This is a genomic window from Actinoplanes sp. NPDC019969, from assembly GCF_055562375.1.
Genome location: NZ_JBVHFK010000008.1, coordinates 129006 through 144897, shown reverse-complemented (window position 1 = coordinate 144897; position 15892 = coordinate 129006). Strand labels below are relative to the sequence as shown.

At 72.0% G+C, this 15892-nt stretch carries 13 protein-coding genes; 5 read left to right on the top strand and 8 right to left on the bottom strand.

From position 1 onward, the window contains the following. Positions 1–53: 53 nt before the first annotated feature. Genes treZ through glgX form a run of 3 tightly spaced genes read right to left on the bottom strand, consistent with a single transcriptional unit; the run spans position 54 to position 6156 of the window. Positions 54–1781 carry a malto-oligosyltrehalose trehalohydrolase gene (treZ, locus tag ACZ3II_RS24260; RefSeq protein ID WP_465520003.1) on the bottom strand — a complete coding sequence of 576 codons (1728 nt, stop codon included), beginning with the start codon at positions 1779–1781 and terminating at the stop codon, positions 54–56. Beyond that, entirely contained in the window at positions 1778–4045 is a 2268-nt protein-coding gene (gene treY, locus ACZ3II_RS24255; RefSeq protein ID WP_465520002.1) for a malto-oligosyltrehalose synthase, read from the bottom strand. The genes treZ and treY overlap by 4 nt, the downstream gene beginning before the upstream one ends. Then, entirely contained in the window at positions 4045–6156 is a 2112-nt protein-coding gene (gene glgX, locus ACZ3II_RS24250; protein ID WP_465520001.1) for a glycogen debranching protein GlgX, read from the bottom strand. The genes treY and glgX overlap by 1 nt, the downstream gene beginning before the upstream one ends. Before the next feature lie 203 nt (positions 6157–6359). Between glgX and ACZ3II_RS24245 the strand changes: the two genes are divergently transcribed. The 4 genes from ACZ3II_RS24245 (at position 6360) to ACZ3II_RS24230 (ending at position 10661) form a co-directional block, all read left to right on the top strand. Then, the gene (locus tag ACZ3II_RS24245) at positions 6360–8225 is read left to right on the top strand and encodes an amylo-alpha-1,6-glucosidase (RefSeq protein ID WP_465520000.1); all 1866 of its coding nucleotides are present in this window, start codon (positions 6360–6362) and stop codon (positions 8223–8225) included. A gap of 76 nt (positions 8226–8301) precedes the next feature. Next, positions 8302–9537, top strand: a complete 1236-nt coding sequence (locus ACZ3II_RS24240) for a glycosyltransferase family 4 protein (protein ID WP_465519999.1) — start codon at positions 8302–8304, stop codon at positions 9535–9537. 82 nt (positions 9538–9619) lie between these two features. Further along, positions 9620–10111: a hypothetical protein gene (locus ACZ3II_RS24235; RefSeq protein ID WP_465519998.1), complete on the top strand. Its 492-nt coding sequence runs from the start codon at positions 9620–9622 to the stop codon at positions 10109–10111. An 82-nt stretch (positions 10112–10193) separates the two neighbouring features. Then, positions 10194–10661 carry a hypothetical protein gene (locus ACZ3II_RS24230; RefSeq protein ID WP_465519997.1) on the top strand — a complete coding sequence of 156 codons (468 nt, stop codon included), beginning with the start codon at positions 10194–10196 and terminating at the stop codon, positions 10659–10661. Positions 10662–10674: 13 nt separating this feature from the next. Here the strand turns inward: ACZ3II_RS24230 and ACZ3II_RS24225 are convergent, their stop codons facing one another. The 5 genes from ACZ3II_RS24225 to ACZ3II_RS24205 are packed head-to-tail and all read right to left on the bottom strand — an operon-like array spanning position 10675 to position 14685. Continuing rightward, the gene (locus ACZ3II_RS24225; RefSeq protein WP_465519996.1) at positions 10675–11586 is read right to left on the bottom strand and encodes a ketopantoate reductase family protein; all 912 of its coding nucleotides are present in this window, start codon (positions 11584–11586) and stop codon (positions 10675–10677) included. Further along, positions 11583–11846 (bottom strand): UBP-type zinc finger domain-containing protein, encoded by a 264-nt coding sequence (locus ACZ3II_RS24220; protein WP_465519995.1) that lies wholly within the window; start codon positions 11844–11846, stop codon positions 11583–11585. The genes ACZ3II_RS24225 and ACZ3II_RS24220 overlap by 4 nt, the downstream gene beginning before the upstream one ends. After that, complete coding sequence (locus tag ACZ3II_RS24215) at positions 11843–13423, bottom strand: Na+/H+ antiporter (RefSeq protein WP_465519994.1); 1581 nt, start codon at positions 13421–13423, stop codon at positions 11843–11845. Before ACZ3II_RS24215 ends, ACZ3II_RS24220 begins: the two co-directional genes overlap by 4 nt. A gap of 34 nt (positions 13424–13457) precedes the next feature. After that, positions 13458–14042 carry a fibronectin type III domain-containing protein gene (locus ACZ3II_RS24210; protein WP_465519993.1) on the bottom strand — a complete coding sequence of 195 codons (585 nt, stop codon included), beginning with the start codon at positions 14040–14042 and terminating at the stop codon, positions 13458–13460. A 31-nt stretch (positions 14043–14073) separates the two neighbouring features. After that, complete coding sequence (locus ACZ3II_RS24205) at positions 14074–14685, bottom strand: EcsC family protein (protein ID WP_465520263.1); 612 nt, start codon at positions 14683–14685, stop codon at positions 14074–14076. Between the two features lie 262 nt (positions 14686–14947). Between ACZ3II_RS24205 and ACZ3II_RS24200 the strand changes: the two genes are divergently transcribed. Beyond that, complete coding sequence (locus tag ACZ3II_RS24200) at positions 14948–15853, top strand: proteasome assembly chaperone family protein (RefSeq protein ID WP_465519992.1); 906 nt, start codon at positions 14948–14950, stop codon at positions 15851–15853. Positions 15854–15892: the final 39 nt, after the last annotated feature.

Here is a 15892-nt window from a genome sequence, read left to right as displayed (position 1 = left end):
CAGCGTGTGGATTTCGGCCGCTATGCGCGCCCGAAATCCACACGCTGTCGGGGTCAGCGGACCGAGACCACCGCCGCGCTCTCCGGGGGCAGCACCAGCCGGTCCCGTTCGACGATCACGCCGGGTGAGGTGGCCAGCAGCACCGACCGGGGCAGCGCCCGCACGCTGACCGTCTGCGGCGTCTCGGCGAGGTTCGCCGCGACGACGGTCGGCCCGCGCCGGATCACCACGTGCTGGTCGCCGTGCCACACCTCGACCTTGTGCAGCCACGGGTCGCTCAGTCCGGGCGTGTCCCGGCGCAGCCTGATCAGCCTGCGGTGCAGGTCGAGCATCTCGGCGTGACCCGGTTTGCCGAGCTCGGACCAGTCCAGCTTGGACCGCTCGAAGGTCGCCGGGTCCTGCGGGTCGGGCACCTCGGCCTCGGCCCAGCCGTGCGCGGCGAACTCCTTGCGCCGCCCGTTCTGCACGGCGGCGGCCAGGTCGGGCTCGGGGTGGGAGGTGAAATATTGCCAGGGGCTGCTGGCGGCCCACTCCTCGCCCATGAAGAGCATCGGGGTGAACGGCGAGGTCAGCAGCAGGGTGGCGCCGACCTTGAGCAGGCCGGGCGAGAGGGTGGCGGTGAGCCGGTCGCCGATCGCCCGGTTGCCGATCTGGTCGTGGTTCTGCAGGAAGGTGACGAACCGGTGGCCGGGGGTGCGCTGCCGGTCGACCGGGCGGCCGTGCCGCCGGTTGCGGAACGACGACCAGGTGCCGGCGTGGAAGAAGGCGCCTTCCAGGACGGTACGCAGACAGTCCAGCGACCCGAAGTCCCCGTAGTAGCCCTGTCGTTCCCCGGTGAGCAGGGTGTGCAGGGCGTGGTGGACGTCGTCGTCCCACTGGGCGTGCAGCCCGTACCCCCCGGCTTCTCTCGGGGTGATCAGTTTCGGGTCGTTCAGGTCGGACTCGGCGATCAGCGAGAGCGGCCGGCGCAACCGGGTGGAGAGCGTCTCGACCTCGGCCGCCATCTGCTCGAGCAGGTGGACGGCGCCCTCGTCGTGCAGCGCGTGCACGGCGTCCAGCCGCAGGCCGTCGATGTGGTAGTCGCGCAGCCACATCAGCACGCTGTCCACGATGTAGCGGCGGACCTCGTCGGAGCCGGGCCCGTCCAGGTTGACGGCGCTGCCCCAGGCGTTGCTGCCGGCGCTCAGGTAGGGCGCGAACATCGGCGCGTACGCCCCGCTCGGCCCGAAGTGGTTGTAGACCACGTCGAGCACCACGCCGAGGCCCTTGGCGTGGGCCGCGTCGACGAACCGTTTCAGGCCGTCGGGGCCGCCGTACGCCTCGTGCGGGGCGAACCAGCAGACCCCGTCGTAACCCCAGTTGTAGGTGCCGTTGAACGCGTTGACCGGCAGCAGCTCGACCAGGTCGACACCGAGGTCGACAAGGTGGTCCAGCCGCTCGATCGCGGAGTCGAAGGTGCCTTGCGGGGTGAACGTGCCGATGTGCAGCTCGTAGAGCACCGAGCCGGGCAGCTGCCGGCCGGTCCACCCCTGGTCGGTCCAGGCGAACGCGGAGTGGTCGTAGACCCGGCTCAGGCCGTGCACGCCGTCCGGCTGCCAGGCCGACCGCGGGTCGGGCAGCGGTTTCGCCTGGTCGGGCAGGACGAAACCGTAGTCGAGGACGTCCGGCTCGGGGACGTCGACGTGCCACCATCCGTCCTCGCCGGACTCCATCGCGAAGTCCCGGTCGCCCAGACGGAGCTTGACGGGCTTTTCCGGCGCCCATACCGAGAACAGAGTCATTCTTTCACCAGGAGAGCGACGGGATAGGTGTGCAGCAGCTCGGCCACCGTCAGACGATTCCCACCGTAGCCGGTGTTCGTGAACACTTCCGTCCAACTGTGTCCGTCGAGTGACAGCGCGGTGTCCCCCCAACCGCCGTGCCGTGACAATCCCACCGGCAGGCGGGTGGCGACCGCGACCACCCCGCCCCGGTCGAAGGCGGTCACGTGTTCGGAGGAGCGGCCCTCGGCGTAGACCGGGCGGTACCCGGCGAACAGCTCCGGGCGCTGCCGGCGCAGCCGCAGGATCCGGCTGGTGACCAGCAGTTTGGCCGCGCCGGTGGCGTCGACCGGGGGCAGCCAGCCGTCGTCGATGCGGCTGAGCAGCGCGCGACGCTCGGCGAAGTCGACCGGGCGTCGGTTGTCCGGGTCGACGAGCGAGTCGTCCCACAGCTCGGTGCCCTGGTAGACGTCGGGGACGCCGGGCATGGTGAGCTGCACGAGTTTCTGGCCGAGCGAGTTCGACCAGCCGGGCGGGGTGATCGACGCGGCGAAGTCGGCGACCTCGCGGTGCAGGGCCGGGTCGTCGTAGATCTTGTCGATCATCTGCCGCAGCGCCGACTCGAAACCCTCGTCCGGCTTGATCCAGGACGTTCCGGTTCCGGCTTCCCGGGCGGCTTTCTGGGCGTACGCCTGAAGCCGCTCCCGCGAGACCGGCCACGCGCCGACCGCGACCTGCCAGATCAGATGGGCCAGCGCCGGGTCCGGCAGCGGAGCGAACCGGACCCACCGGCGCACCACCTCGGTCCAGTCGCCCGGCACCTCGGAGAGAACCGCGAGCCGGGCCCGCACGTCCTCGCCGCGCTTGGTGTCGTGGGTGGACAGCGACGTCATGGTGTCCGGCCACTCGGCCGCCCGCCGGCCGGCGTAGTCGTGGAACTCGTCGACGGTGACGCCGAACTTCGCCGGGTCGTTGCCGACCTCGTTGCGGGACACGAACCGGGTCCACCGGTAGAACGCGTTGTCCTCCACGCCCTTGGCCATCACCGCGCCGGTGAACTGCTGGAACCGGATCGCCAGCTCGTCGGCGGGGTTGCGCAGCCGGCCGGTGACCTGGTCCAGCGCGGTGATCAGCTGGGGCCGCCGGCGGCCGGCCTCGGACCGGGCGACGGCGAGGTGCCGGCTGCCGGCCGGCAGGTACGAGCGGTAGACCGGGAAGCACGCGGCGAGTTCGGCGAGCGCCTTGTCCGCGCCGGGGATCTCGGGCACGAGCCGGGTGAGCCGCCCGAGTTCGGCCGCCAGCACCTTGGTGGCGACGTCGAGCTTGGCCTGGTGCACCAGGTCCTGCCAGGAGGTGGTGCCGCCGGTCAGGTAGTGGTCGAGGGTGTCGAAGAAGGCTTGCGTGCCGGGGTCCACGAAGACGCCGTTGACCTCGGCCATCGCGTCGTACCCGGTGGTGCCGGCGACCGGCCAGGCGGGCATCGTCTCGCCGGGCTCGAGGATCTTCTCGACCACCAGCCAGGCGTCCGGGGCGGCGTCGCGGAGCCGGTCGAAGTAGGCGCCGGGGTCACGCAGCCCGTCCGGGTGGTCGACCCGGATGCCCTGCGCGATGCCCTCGCGGTACCACCGGAGGATCTCGGCGTGGGTGGCGGCGAAGACGTCCGGGTCCTCGACCCGCAGCCCGGCCAGGTCGGTGATGGCGAAGAACCGCCGGTAGTTGATCTCGGTGTCGCCGCGGGTCCAGTTGACCAGCTCGTAGTGCTGCCGATCGTGCACCTCGCGCGGGCTGCCCTCGCCGGTGCCGTCGGCGATCGGGTACCGCTTGTCGAAGTACCGCAGCTCGCCGTCCTCGACCCGCAGATCGTCCAGCGCGTCCGGGCTGTCGGCGAGGACGGGCAGGAGCACCCTCCCCCGCGACCAGTCGATGTCGTAGTGTCCCGCGAACTCCGAGTCCTGCCCGTTCTTCAGGACGTCCCACCAGGTCGGGTTGGTGTGCGGCACCGCCACCCCGGCATGGTTGGGGACGATGTCGACGACCAGGCCCAGGTTCGCCGACTTCAGCGCCTGATGCAGCGTCGCCAGCCCCTCGGCGCCACCGAGAGCCGGGCTGACCTGCGAGTGGTCCACCACGTCGTAACCGTGCTGGGAGCCGGGCGCCGCGGTCAGCAGCGGCGCCGAGTAGAGGTGGCTCACCCCGAGATCGGCGAGATAGTCGGCGATCGCGGCGGTGTCCTTCAGCGGGAATTCGGGGCGGACCTGGACTCGGTAGGTACTGCTCGGTCGCATCACACCGTCCTGTCGAGCACGATGATGGATCGATCCGGCACCCAGATCGAGTGTCCGGCCTCGACGACGGACGGGCTATCGGGCGACGGGTCGGCGGTTTCGATGACCTTCTCCCATTTCTCCCCGTACTCGGCGGGAGGAGTGGTGAATTCGAGCGGCGCGTCGTGCGCGTTGAAGAACAGCAGGAACGAGCTGTCCACGTGGCGCTGGCCGTACTGGCCGCGCTCCCGGATGCCCTCGCCGTTGACGAACAGCGCGACCGCCCGGCCGAAGTCGTTGCCCCAGTCGTCGCCGGCCATCTGCCTGCCGTCCGGGGTGAACCACTCCAGGTCCGGCAGCGGGTCGCCGCCGCCGCGGGCGGTGACCGGCAGGCCGGTGAAGAACCGGCGGCGCTGGAACACCTGGTGCCGATGCCGGAACGTGGTCAGCTTGCGGGTGAACTCGAGCAGCTGCTCGTCGGCGTTCTCCCAGTCGATCCAGGAGAGTTCGTTGTCCTGGCAGTAGGCGTTGTTGTTGCCTTGCTGGCTGCGGCCCATCTCGTCGCCGTGCGAGATCATCGGCACGCCCTGGCTGAGCATCAGCGTGGCCAGGAAGTTGCGCCGCTGCCGGGCCCGCAGCGCCAGGACCCCCTCGTCCTTGGCGGGGCCCTCGATGCCGCAGTTCCAGGACCGGTTGTGGCTCTCGCCGTCCCGGTTGTCCTCGCCGTTGGCCTCGTTGTGCTTGTCGTTGTACGTGACCAGGTCGTTGAGCGTGAACCCGTCGTGCGCCGTCACGAAGTTGATCGAGTGGAACGGCTTGCGCCCGTCGTCCTGGTAGAGGTCGGCCGAACCGGTGATCCGGGACGCGAACTCGGCCAGGGTGGCCGGCTCGCCGCGCCAGAAGTCGCGGACCGTGTCCCGGTACTTGCCGTTCCACTCGGTCCAGTTCGGCGGGAAGTTGCCGACCTGGTAGCCGCCCGGCCCGACGTCCCACGGCTCGGCGATCAGCTTCACCTGGCCGACGATCGGGTCCTGCTGCACCACCTCGAAGAAGGTCGAGAGCCGGTCCACGTCGTAGAACTCGCGGGCCAGGGTGGACGCCAGGTCGAACCGGAAGCCGTCGACGTGCATCTCGGTCACCCAGTACCGCAGCGAGTCCATGATCAGCTGGAGGCTCTGCGGGCTGCGCACGTTCAGGCTGTTACCCGTACCCGTGTAGTCCATGTAGAACTGCGGCTGATCGTCCACCAGACGGTAGTAGGTCCGGTTGTCGATGCCCTTCAGCGACAGCGTCGGCCCCAGGTGGTTGCCCTCGGCGGTGTGGTTGTAGACCACGTCGAGGATGACCTCCATGCCGGCCGCGTGCAGCGCCTTGACCATGCCCCGGAACTCCTGGGTCTGCTGGCCGAGCGAGCCCATCGCGGAGTAGCCGTGGTACGGCGCGAAGAAGCTGAGCGTGTTGTAACCCCAGTAGTTGCGCAGGCCCAGGTCGTGCAGCCGGTTGTCGTGCACGAACGAGTGCACCGGCATCAGCTCGACCGCGGTCACGCCGAGGCTCTTCAGGTGCTCGATGATCGCCGGGTGGCCGATCGCCGAGTACGTGCCGCGCATGTCCCGCGGGATCTCCGGGTGCCGCTGGGTGAGGCCCTTCACATGGGTCTCGTAGATCACCGAGTGGTGGTACGGGATGTCCGGCCGGCGGTCGTTGCCCCAGTCGAAGTACGGGTTCACCACCACGCCCTTGGGCATGTACGGCCCCGAGTCCAGCTCCGACATCTGATCCGGGTTGTTGAAGTCGTACGCGTACAGCGAGGGGTGCCAGTCGATGTCCGAGTCGACCGCTCGCGCGTACGGGTCGAGCAGCAGCTTGTGCGGGTTGCACCGCAGTCCCCGGTGCGGCTCGTACGGGCCGTAGACCCGGTAGCCGTACCGCTGTCCCGGCTCCACCCCCGGCAGGTACGCGTGCCAGACGAACGCGTCCTGCTCGTGCAACAGCACCTTCCGCTCGTTGCCGGACGGGTCGAACAGACACAGTTCGACCGCCTCGGCCACCTCGGAGAAGATCGCGAAGTTCGTGCCCGTCCCGTCGTACGTGGCGCCCAGCGGGTACCGGTGACCAGGCCAGACCTGCATGTCGTGCTCCTACCCCTCGGCCGTCCAGGATCGCGGCCTGCGGGCGGTTGCTTGCCCATCGGAGGGACGGGTTAACCATCCGGCCGCGTCAGTGGTCATTCTCGCGGACTTCCTTGCTAACGTCGGCCCGACTGTCCGGTTAGCCGCTGATATCTCCCCGTCCGGGGGTTTAGCGCGCCCAAAAATTGAGCATTTGAGGCACCGTGCCGCGGAATGATCAGATCATCTTCGGGCCGCAGGTCTGCGGTTCCCTCGCCACCGATGCCGGAGGCGGCCGGGAGTGGCTGGTGACGGACGGTCTCGGTGGATATGCCGGCGGCACGGTCAGCCTGGTGCGCACCCGCCGCGAGCACTCCCTGCTGACGGTTTCCGATCATGTCGCGCTGGCGTCCCTCGACCTCACCCTCACGCTGCCGTCCGGCGCCAAGGTCCCGCTGTACACGCACCGCTGGGAGTCCGGCGCCACCGATCCGGCCGGGCACCGGCACCTGGAGACGTTCACCCTGGCCGACGGCCTGCCGCGCTGGCGGTGGCGAGTCGGTGACGTGGTCGTCGAACGCGAGCTGGCGATGCGCCACGGCCACCCGTCGCTCGCCGTCGTGCACCGGGTCGTCGCCGCGCCCGGCCCGGTCGGCCTCGCCGTCGCCGCGATGTGCACCTGGCGGACCGCGCACTCCACCCGCCGCGCCGCGCACGCCCCGCTCAGCGTCGAGCCGGTGGCCGGCGGCGTGGTGATCGACCGGTCCTACCGGCTGCACGGTCCCGGCTGGCAGCCCGCCGGGCTCTGGCACCTCGGCGTGCGCACCGACTCCGTCGAGGACCTGTGGCACGCCGGGACCTTCTCCCAGCAGACCGGCCCCGGCGAGACCTGCGAGATCTCCGCGTGGGCGGGCCACCTCGCCGAGGAGCCGCCGGCGCCGTCCGCGGTCATCGCCGCGGAGCGCGAGCGCGCTCACCGGCTGGTCACCCTGGCCAAGGCGGAGGGGTACGCCGCCACGCTCGCCCTCGCCGCCGACCGGTTCGTCGTCCAGGCCGCCGACGGTCCCGACGTGGTCTCCGGCTATCCGGGCAACGGCCGCTACCTGGCCGACACGATGGCCGCGTACGAGGGCCTGTTCCTCGACACCGGCCGCGCCGACGAGGGCCGTGAGCTGCTGATCGCCCGGACCCGCGCGGCCACCCGGGCGATGGCCGTCCCGGCCGGGCCGTGGCTGCGGCACGACGCGCTCGACGCCTCGCTGTGGCTGGTGCACGCGGTGGACCGGCACGTCACCCGCACCGGTGACGGGGATCTGGCCGCCCGGCTCGCCGCACCGCTCGGCCGGCTGCTGCGCCACCACCTCGGCGGCACCGGGCCGCTCGCCATCGACCCGGCCGACGGCCTGCTGCGGGTGTCCCCCGCCGCCCCCGGCGAGCCCGAGGTGCCGCGGGCCGGCAAGCCCGTGGAGATCAACGCTCTGTGGGTGAACGCCTTGGCCGCGATGTGCGACCTGCTCGCCGAGACCGGCCGGGACGACACCGAGCCGCGGACCCGGCACACCCTGGCGCACGCCTCGTTCCGGTCCCGGTTCCCGGCGCCCGAGGGCTGGCTCTACGACGTCGTCGAGGGCCCGGCCGCGATCTATCCGCTCGGCGCCGGGGCGCACCACGACGACCCGTCGCTGCGCCCGCACCAGCTGCTGGCCTGGTCGCTGCCGCACGCGCCGATGCGCGGCCACCCGGCGACCGCCGTCCGGGCCGCCGGCGAGGCCCTGCTCACCCCGCTCGGGCTGCGCACCCTCGCCACCGCCGAGTACGGCTACCAGCCCTGCCAGCCCGCCGGCCTGGACATCGCCCACCACCAGGGCACCGTCTGGACCTGGCTGATCGGCCCGTACGCCGACGCCTGCGCCGCCGCCGGCCTGCCGGTGGAGGGCCTGCTCACCGGCCTGGACGCGCACCTGAGCGAGGCCGGCCTCGGCTCGATCGGCGAGACCGCCGGCGGCGACGCCCCGCACCCGCCGGCCGGCCCGCCGTTCTCGGCCCGCGCCGTCGCCGAGGTGCTGCGGGTGAAACGGCGCTACGAGTGAACCAGCGTGTTGATTTCGGCCGCGCATGCCGCCCGAACTCCACACACCGTCGGGGCGCACGAGGAGGCACTGACCGATGACCCGGATCTTGATGCTGAGCTGGGAGTATCCGCCACTGCTGGTGGGTGGCCTGGGCCGGCACGTGCACGCGCTGGCCACCACGCTGGCGCGGGCCGGGCACGAGGTCACCGTGGTCACCCGGCACACCCCGGGCGCGCTGCTGGAGGAGTACAGCGAGGGCGTCCGGGTGGTCCGTGCCCCGGACGACCCGCCCGCCTTCCCGGTGACCGGCGGGAACCTGCTGGCCTGGGCGGTCGCCTTCAACCACACGCTGACCCGGGCCGCGCTGCGCGCCTGCCGGACCGGCGGTTTCGACGTGGTGCACGCCCACGACTGGCTGGTCGCGCACACCGCGATGACCGTGCGCGACCACCTGGACGTGCCGCTGGTCGCGACCATCCACGCCACCGAGTCCGGCCGGCACCAGGGCCACCTGCCGGCCGGCCACAACCGCACCATCGACGACATCGAACGCTGGCTCGCCGACCAGGCGGATCGCGTGATCGTCTGCTCGGACTACATGAAACGCGAGATCACCCGGATGTTCGCCACGCCCGCGGACCGAGTCGACGTGGTCTACAACGGTGTCGACACGCTGCGCTGGCGGGCCCGGCCGCGGGCGGTCGCGGCGGCCCGCACCCGGTACGCCGGGGACGGCCCGCTGATCAGCTACGCCGGCCGGCTCGTCTACGAGAAGGGCGTACAGCTCCTGCTCGAGGCCCTGCCCACGCTGCGGGACCGGTTCCCGGGGCTGCGCGTGGTGATCGCCGGCGACGGCCCGTACCGGGCGGACCTGGAAGCCCTCGCCGCCGGCTCACCCGAGGTGAGCTTCGCCGGTTTCCTCGGCGGTCACGAGCTGACCGCGCTGATGGGCGCCTCCGACTGCTACGTGGTGCCGAGCATCTACGAGCCGTTCGGCATGGTGGCCCTGGAGGCGTCGGCGGCCGGCACCCCGGTCGCGGTCGCGGCCACCGGCGGTCTCGCCGAGATCGTCGACCACGGCGTGACCGGCGTGACGTTCCCGCCCGGCGACCCGTACGCGCTGGCCGAGGCGGTCGGCAGCGTCCTCGCCGACCGCGACTACGCCCGCGCGCTGGCCCTGCGCGCCCGCGACCGGGTCCGCGACGACTTCAACTGGCCGGCCATCGCCGCCGGGACCGCCGCCGTCTACGCCGGCGCCCGCGCCCACGACGCCGGCCGCGTCTCCCGCGAGGCCGAGCACGTCCTCGCCCGCATCCCCTCCCACAGGTGACAACCTTGCGGGGTACGGGGGAAGCACCGTCCCGCCGTCACCGGGGTCGTGGCGGTGCGGCGTTGCTGTTAGCTTGCGGGGCATGCGCCGTCCGTACCCCACGCTGCTCGCGATCGTCCTGATCGTCGCGGCCGGATCCGGCTATGCCTGGTGGAGACAGCAGGGCCCGGCGGATTGCACGCGGCGTTCCGCGGAGCTGACGGCGCTCCCCGTGCTCCACACCGCACCGGACGGCTGGCAGGGCGACCGGCCCAGCGGCGGATGCGACGCGGACCGGGGCTCCGCTCATGCCGTCCGCTACCTGGACACCGGCAAGGGCGCGCTGGCCCAGGCGAGCCGGTACACCGTCAACCGCGCCGAGAAGCCCTCCGTCACGGCAGCCGATTTCTACCGGCGGGCCGCCGAACAGGACGGCTGGACCGTCGACGCCACGCCCGCCCGCTACCCGGCCCTGCTCTGCGCCGCGAAGAACCTCGACGGCGACCCGGTCCACCTGCGCGTCTCCACCTCCGACGCCGACCATGTCGAGGTCTTGATCACCGAACCGGCGAACTCGGGCGGCCCCTGCCCCTGACCGGTCCCGTTGCGGGGCGGTGGGAATGGCGGCGGTTTGTTAATTTGCGAGGATGCGCCGGCCCTTTCCCACCTTGCTCGCGATGACTCTGCTGGTCTCGGGCGGACTCGGTTATGCCTATTGGGACCAGGAACGCCTCAAGGATCGTCTCGAGAAGTGCCGGGATCGGGCCGAACAGATGGTCACCCAGACCGTGCTCGATCAGCTTCCGGCCGGCTGGCGAGGTGAGCAGGCAAGTCCCGACTGCAACGGGGACCGGGCGGTCGCGAACGCCTCACGGACCGTCAACGGGTTCACCGAGGCCGATCGGCCGCCCGCCTTCACCCGGAGCACCGCCGGTGAGGAGCACGCCGCCGAGGCCGCAGCGTTCTTCCGGCAGGCCGCCGAGCGCGACGGGTGGGCGGTGGAGACGGTCGCCCCGGCGCCCGGTTGGGACCACCTGGTGCTCCACGCCCGCAAGGATCTCTCGGGCGATCCCGTCCACCTGCGCGTCGAGGCGACCGACGGCTGGGGCGAGTTCTCGGTCACGGTCACCGATCCGACGGACTGACGCCCGCCGGATCTCAGCGGGCGGCGGTGTACGCGCAGAGGCCGGTGTAGGCCGCGGCGAGCAGCGGAACCGGCACGCCGTGGGTCCCCGCCTCGGTGACCAGGTCGCCGACGATCGCGTCGGCCTCGACGGGCAGGCCCTGGATCAGGTCGCGGTACATCGACGAGGTGGCCGGCTCGGTGGTCGCGATGGTGGCCTCCAGCATGGCGGCGGCCTTCCCGCGGATCGGGTGACCGGACGCCTCGGCGACCGCGGTGGCCTCGGCGGCGAGCGCGTGCAGGAAGTCCGGCCCGCCCGGCGCCCGGTTGATCGCCCCGATCGAGGCGCGCATCAGTGTGGTGGCCGCGCCGAGCGTTGCCAGCAGCACCCACTTGTCCCACAGCTCCTGGACGATCGTGGCGCTGGCCCGGGCGTCGAAACCGGCGCCGGCCAGCGTGTCGGTGACCGGGAGCAGCCTGGCGTCGGCGTCGGCGTCGCCGCCGAGCGGGCCGAACGAGAGCCGGTGCAGGCCGGTCATCTGGACCACGTCGCCGTCCGGGTCGAGCGTCGCATTGATCATGCAGACGCCGCCCCAGGCCCGGTCCGAGCCGAACCGCCGGACCAGCGACTCGATGTGCCGCATGCCGTTGAGCAGCGGGATCACCACGGTCCGCGGGCCGGCCGCGGGCAGCGCGGCGGCCAGCGCCGGCTCCAGCGAATAGCTCTTCACCGCGATCAGCACCACGTCGTACGGCCCGTCGGCCTCGGTGATCGTGCGCGGCTCGAGCACCGTCTCGCCGTCCGGCGCCTTGATCCGCAGCCCGCGTTCGGCGAGCACCGCGGCGCGGCCGGGCCGGACCAGGAAGGTCACGTCCCGCCCGGCCTGCGCGAGGCGGCCACCGAAGTAGCCGCCGGTCGCGCCGGCGCCGACCACCAGGGTCCTCATCCGAGCTGCTCGTCGTCGTAGCACCAGCGCCAGCTCTCGCCCGGCTCGAACGAGCGCATCACCGGATGTCCCTCGGCGGCGTGGTGGGCCGACATGTGCCGGCCCGGCGACGAGTCACAGCAGGCGACCAGCCCGCAGCCCAGGCAGAGGCGCAGGTGCACCCAGTTGTGGTTGCCGATGTCGTGGCACTGCCGGCAGCCGTCCTCGTAGGCGCTCAGCGGCGCCGGCTCGGTCGCGTCCTTCAGGTGCTGGCAGATCAATGGTCCTCACTCCGTTGCAGCTGGGACTCTTCCAGGTCGAGTTCACGCTGGGCGCGGGTCAGCACCTCCTCGGGGATCCGCCCCTCGTTGCGGGCGATCTTGAAGACGTGCCGTTCCGCTTTGATCATCTCCCGGCGGAGACGACCGTACGCCGCCGACGGGGTTTCCCGCTCCTGACTGCCGAGCCGCTCCCAGGCGTTGTTGCCCCGGCTCTCCACCAGGCCGCGCAGCCGGTCCACCACCGCGGGCGGGGCGCCGTCGGCGTGCGCGTCGAGCGCCTCCAGAGCGGCCCGGCCGGCCTGATGCTGCACCCCGGCCTCGACCAGGGCGTCCTGGGCGCTGGTGTCCTCCCGTACGCCGAGGCGCCGGGCCAGCCACGGCAGCGTGGTGCCCTGCAGCAGCAGGGTCAGCACGATCACCGCGAAGGCGACGAAGACGAACAGCTCCCGCGGGTACTCCGGGACGGTGCCGTCGGCGGTGGGCTCCGGCAGGGTCTGCGCGGCGGCCAGGGTGACGACGCCGCGCATGCCGGCCCAGGCGATCACCGTCGGCACGGCAGCCGGCGGCCGGTCCTCCCGGTTGCGGATCCGCGGGATGAGCCGGGCCAGGTAGGTCGCGGGGTACATCCACAGGAACCGGATCAGCAGCAACGCACCGAAGACCACCGCGGTGACCTGCACGGTGGTGGCCAGATCGGTCTCGATGGTGCTGACCACCGTCCGCAACTGCAGGCCGACCAGGAGGAAGACGACACCCTCCAGCAGGAAGTTGACCAGGCGCCAGACCGCGTCCATCTGCAGCCGGGACGACGCGGACAGCAGGTACGGGATGCGGTGCCCGAGGTACAGCCCGGCGATGACCACGGCCACCACGCTGGAGGTGTGCAGGCTCTCCGCGACCACCACCACGACGAACGGGGTGAGCAGCGCCACCGCGTCGTCCAGCAGCGGATCCACGATCTTCCGGTGCAGCCAGGCCGCGCCGACCGCGAACGCCAGCCCGATCAGCAGCCCACCGCCCGCCGTCGTGACCACCCGGACGCTGATGTCCCAGAACCCGATCGCGCTCCCGGCCAGCGCACCGACCGCGACCCGCACCATGACCAGGGCGGTCGCGTCGTTCAGCAGGCTCTCGCCCTCCAGGATGGTGACCACCCGGCGGGGCAGCCCCACCCGGCGGGCGATCGCGGTCGCGGACACCGCGTCGGGCGGGGCGACGATCGCGCCGAGCGCCACACACGCCGACAGCGGCACCGCGGGCAGCATCCAGTGCACGAGGAGGCCGACGACCATCGCGGTCAGCACCACCAGGCCCACCGCGAGCAGCAGGATCGGCCGGAGGGCCAGGCGGAACGCGGGCACCGAGGTCTGCAGGGCGGCCACGTACAGCAGCGGCGGCAGGATCCCGATCAGCACGAGCTCGGGCTCGAGGTGCGCCTCCGGGAAGCCGGGAACGTACGACAGACCGAGCCCGGCGATGAGCAGCACGAGAGGCGCCACGAACCCGAGCCGCCGGGCGAGTGCCGCTCCGACCACGGAGATCCCGACGAGAACAACCGTGTCGACGATGGTCTCCATGCCGGGAAGCTTAGAGACTGTCCCCGGCAGGCCCCTACGTGGTGCTGACCACGCCGGACCGGGCGACCGTCGTGGCGTAGACGCCGTCCATCCCCTTGCGGGTCCGCACGACGTCGACCACGAAGACGTACGGGGTCCCGGCCGACAACCCGGAGATGGTGGCGCTGACCTCCCCGCACTTCTCCGGGGCGCTGCGGGTCCAGCCGACCTCCTCCTGCGCGCCGACCCGCAGGTCCTGACTGATCGCCGTGATCCGGTAGTCGACGATGTCCGCGCCTCCCGGGTGGTACCAGGTCACCACCGCGCTGGTGCTGGACGGCACCACACCCAGGCCGTTGATCCCGGTCAGAGCCTGGCGCGGGGTGCAGGTCGGGTCGGGCGCCGCCGTCGGTGTGGCGTTCCCGGTCGGCAGCGGCGGCCAGGTGGTCGACGGTGTCGGCGAGGGCTTGCCCATCGTCTCCGACGGTGACGGGGTCGGGTTGCCCTCGGACACCACGATCCACTTCGTGCCGGACCGGTCGTCGTCCTCGCCGGTGCGCCCCGACGAGGACGAGCACGCGCCCAGCAGCATCGGCAGCGCGATCAGGGTCAGGGCGGCGGCCTTCCGATATCCCAGCACGTCTGGTGTTTCGGGCCGCCGCCGCCGAACCTTAGGACCCCGCCGGCCCGTAGTGCTCCCGGGCCCGCCTGGCGAGCTCCTTGGTGGCCGCCGAGTTGGCCCAGGTGCCGAGGACGATGCCGGCGCCCGGCACCATCTTGGCGAACACCTTCTTGGCGGCCCGGACCCCGGCCATCTGCGCCAGCTTGAAGCTCAGCCGGAACAGCACGCCGCCGAGCGGCCGCCCGGAGTCGCCGGTGAAGATGCGGCTGGCGCGTTCCCGCCCGGCGGCGACGCCGAGCGCGGTCCGGGCGGTCTCGGCCACCCGGTGCACCCGCTGCAGCACCAGCAGGTCGGTGGCCCGCTCGCCGGCCGCCGGGTCGGCGCCGTGGGCGGCCGCCACGTGCAGCACCATCCGGGCCTGGGTCCAGGCGAGCACGCCGACGTCGAGGACCGCGCCGGGCAGTCCCGCCGCGCCGGCTGCCGCGCCGGAGACCCGGGCCAGCGTGGTGAAGTGCCGGACGGCGAGCGTGGCCAGCTCGTCCGGGGTGCTGCCGGGGCGTTCCGCGCGCATCCGGGTGTGCCATTCCGCGGCTTCCGGGCCGAGCCGGCGGACCGCTTCCAGGGCCAGGTGCTCGGGGGCGTACTGCGGGTCGGCTTTCATCCGGGCCCACAGCGTGCCGGGCGGGGTCGAGGTCTCTACTGCGAGTTCCTTGGTCAAAGATCACTCCGAGGGGGGCGGGGGAAGGATCTGGACGCCATTGTGCGGGGTGCGCGCACCCCCCTCAGCAGTACGGGGTGGGCAGCATCACAGGCCCCTGCCGTACGGGAAAATGGGAATGTGCCGGAATGAAGGCCGCCTGACGGCTGTTACCGCCGGAGAGGCCCGCGTCAGCGGGCCGCCGCTTCACAGGGAGGTTCGCAGCGTGCTCGACCCACACGGGCTCTACGAGGTGACCGGTGACCTGCCGGCTCTGGACGGCCCGGTGCTCATCCAGGCGCTGACCGGTTTCGTGGACGCGGGCAGCGCGATCCAGCTGGCCAGAGAGAATCTGCTGGACAACCTGGAGAGCGAGGTCATCGCCACGTTCGACCTCGATCAACTGCTGGACTACCGCTCCCGCCGCCCCCCGATGATCTTCGTGGCCGACCACTTCGAGAGCTACGAGGAGCCGGTCCTCGCCCTGCACCTGGTCAAGGACCAGCTCGGCACCCCGTTCCTGCTGCTCGCCGGGCCCGAGCCGGACCTGCAGTGGGAGCGGTTCATCAAAGCCGTGACCGCGCTGATCGACGAACTCGGCGTCAGCGTCACGGTCGGTCTCAACGCGATCCCGATGGCCGTGCCGCACACCCGGCCGGTCGGGGTCACCGCACACGCCACCGACAAGCGGCTGCTCGGCGAGCACGAGTCCTGGCTGCAGCGGGTGCAGGTGCCGGCCAGCGTCGGGAACCTGCTGGAGTTCCGGCTCGGCCAGTCCGGGCGGGACGCGCTGGGGTACGCCGCCCACGTGCCGCACTACCTCGCCCAGACCGGGTACCCGTCCGCGGCCGAGGTGCTGCTCGACTCGGTGTCGACGATCACCGGGCTGGCGCTGCCGACCGGGACGCTGCGGGAGTCGGCGAAACTGGTCCGCGACGAGGTCGACAAGCAGATCGCCGACGACGAGCAGGCGGCTCGGCTGGTGACGTCGCTGGAGGCGCAGTACGACGCGTTCCTCCGCGGCCGGCAGGGCAACCTCCTCGCCGACAGCGACACCCCGCTGCCGACGGCGGAGGAGCTGGGCGCGGAGCTGGAGCGCTTCCTCGCCGAGCAGAGCCGCGACGACAGCTAGCCCCACCACGATCGATCCACCCGCCACGACGCGACGGCC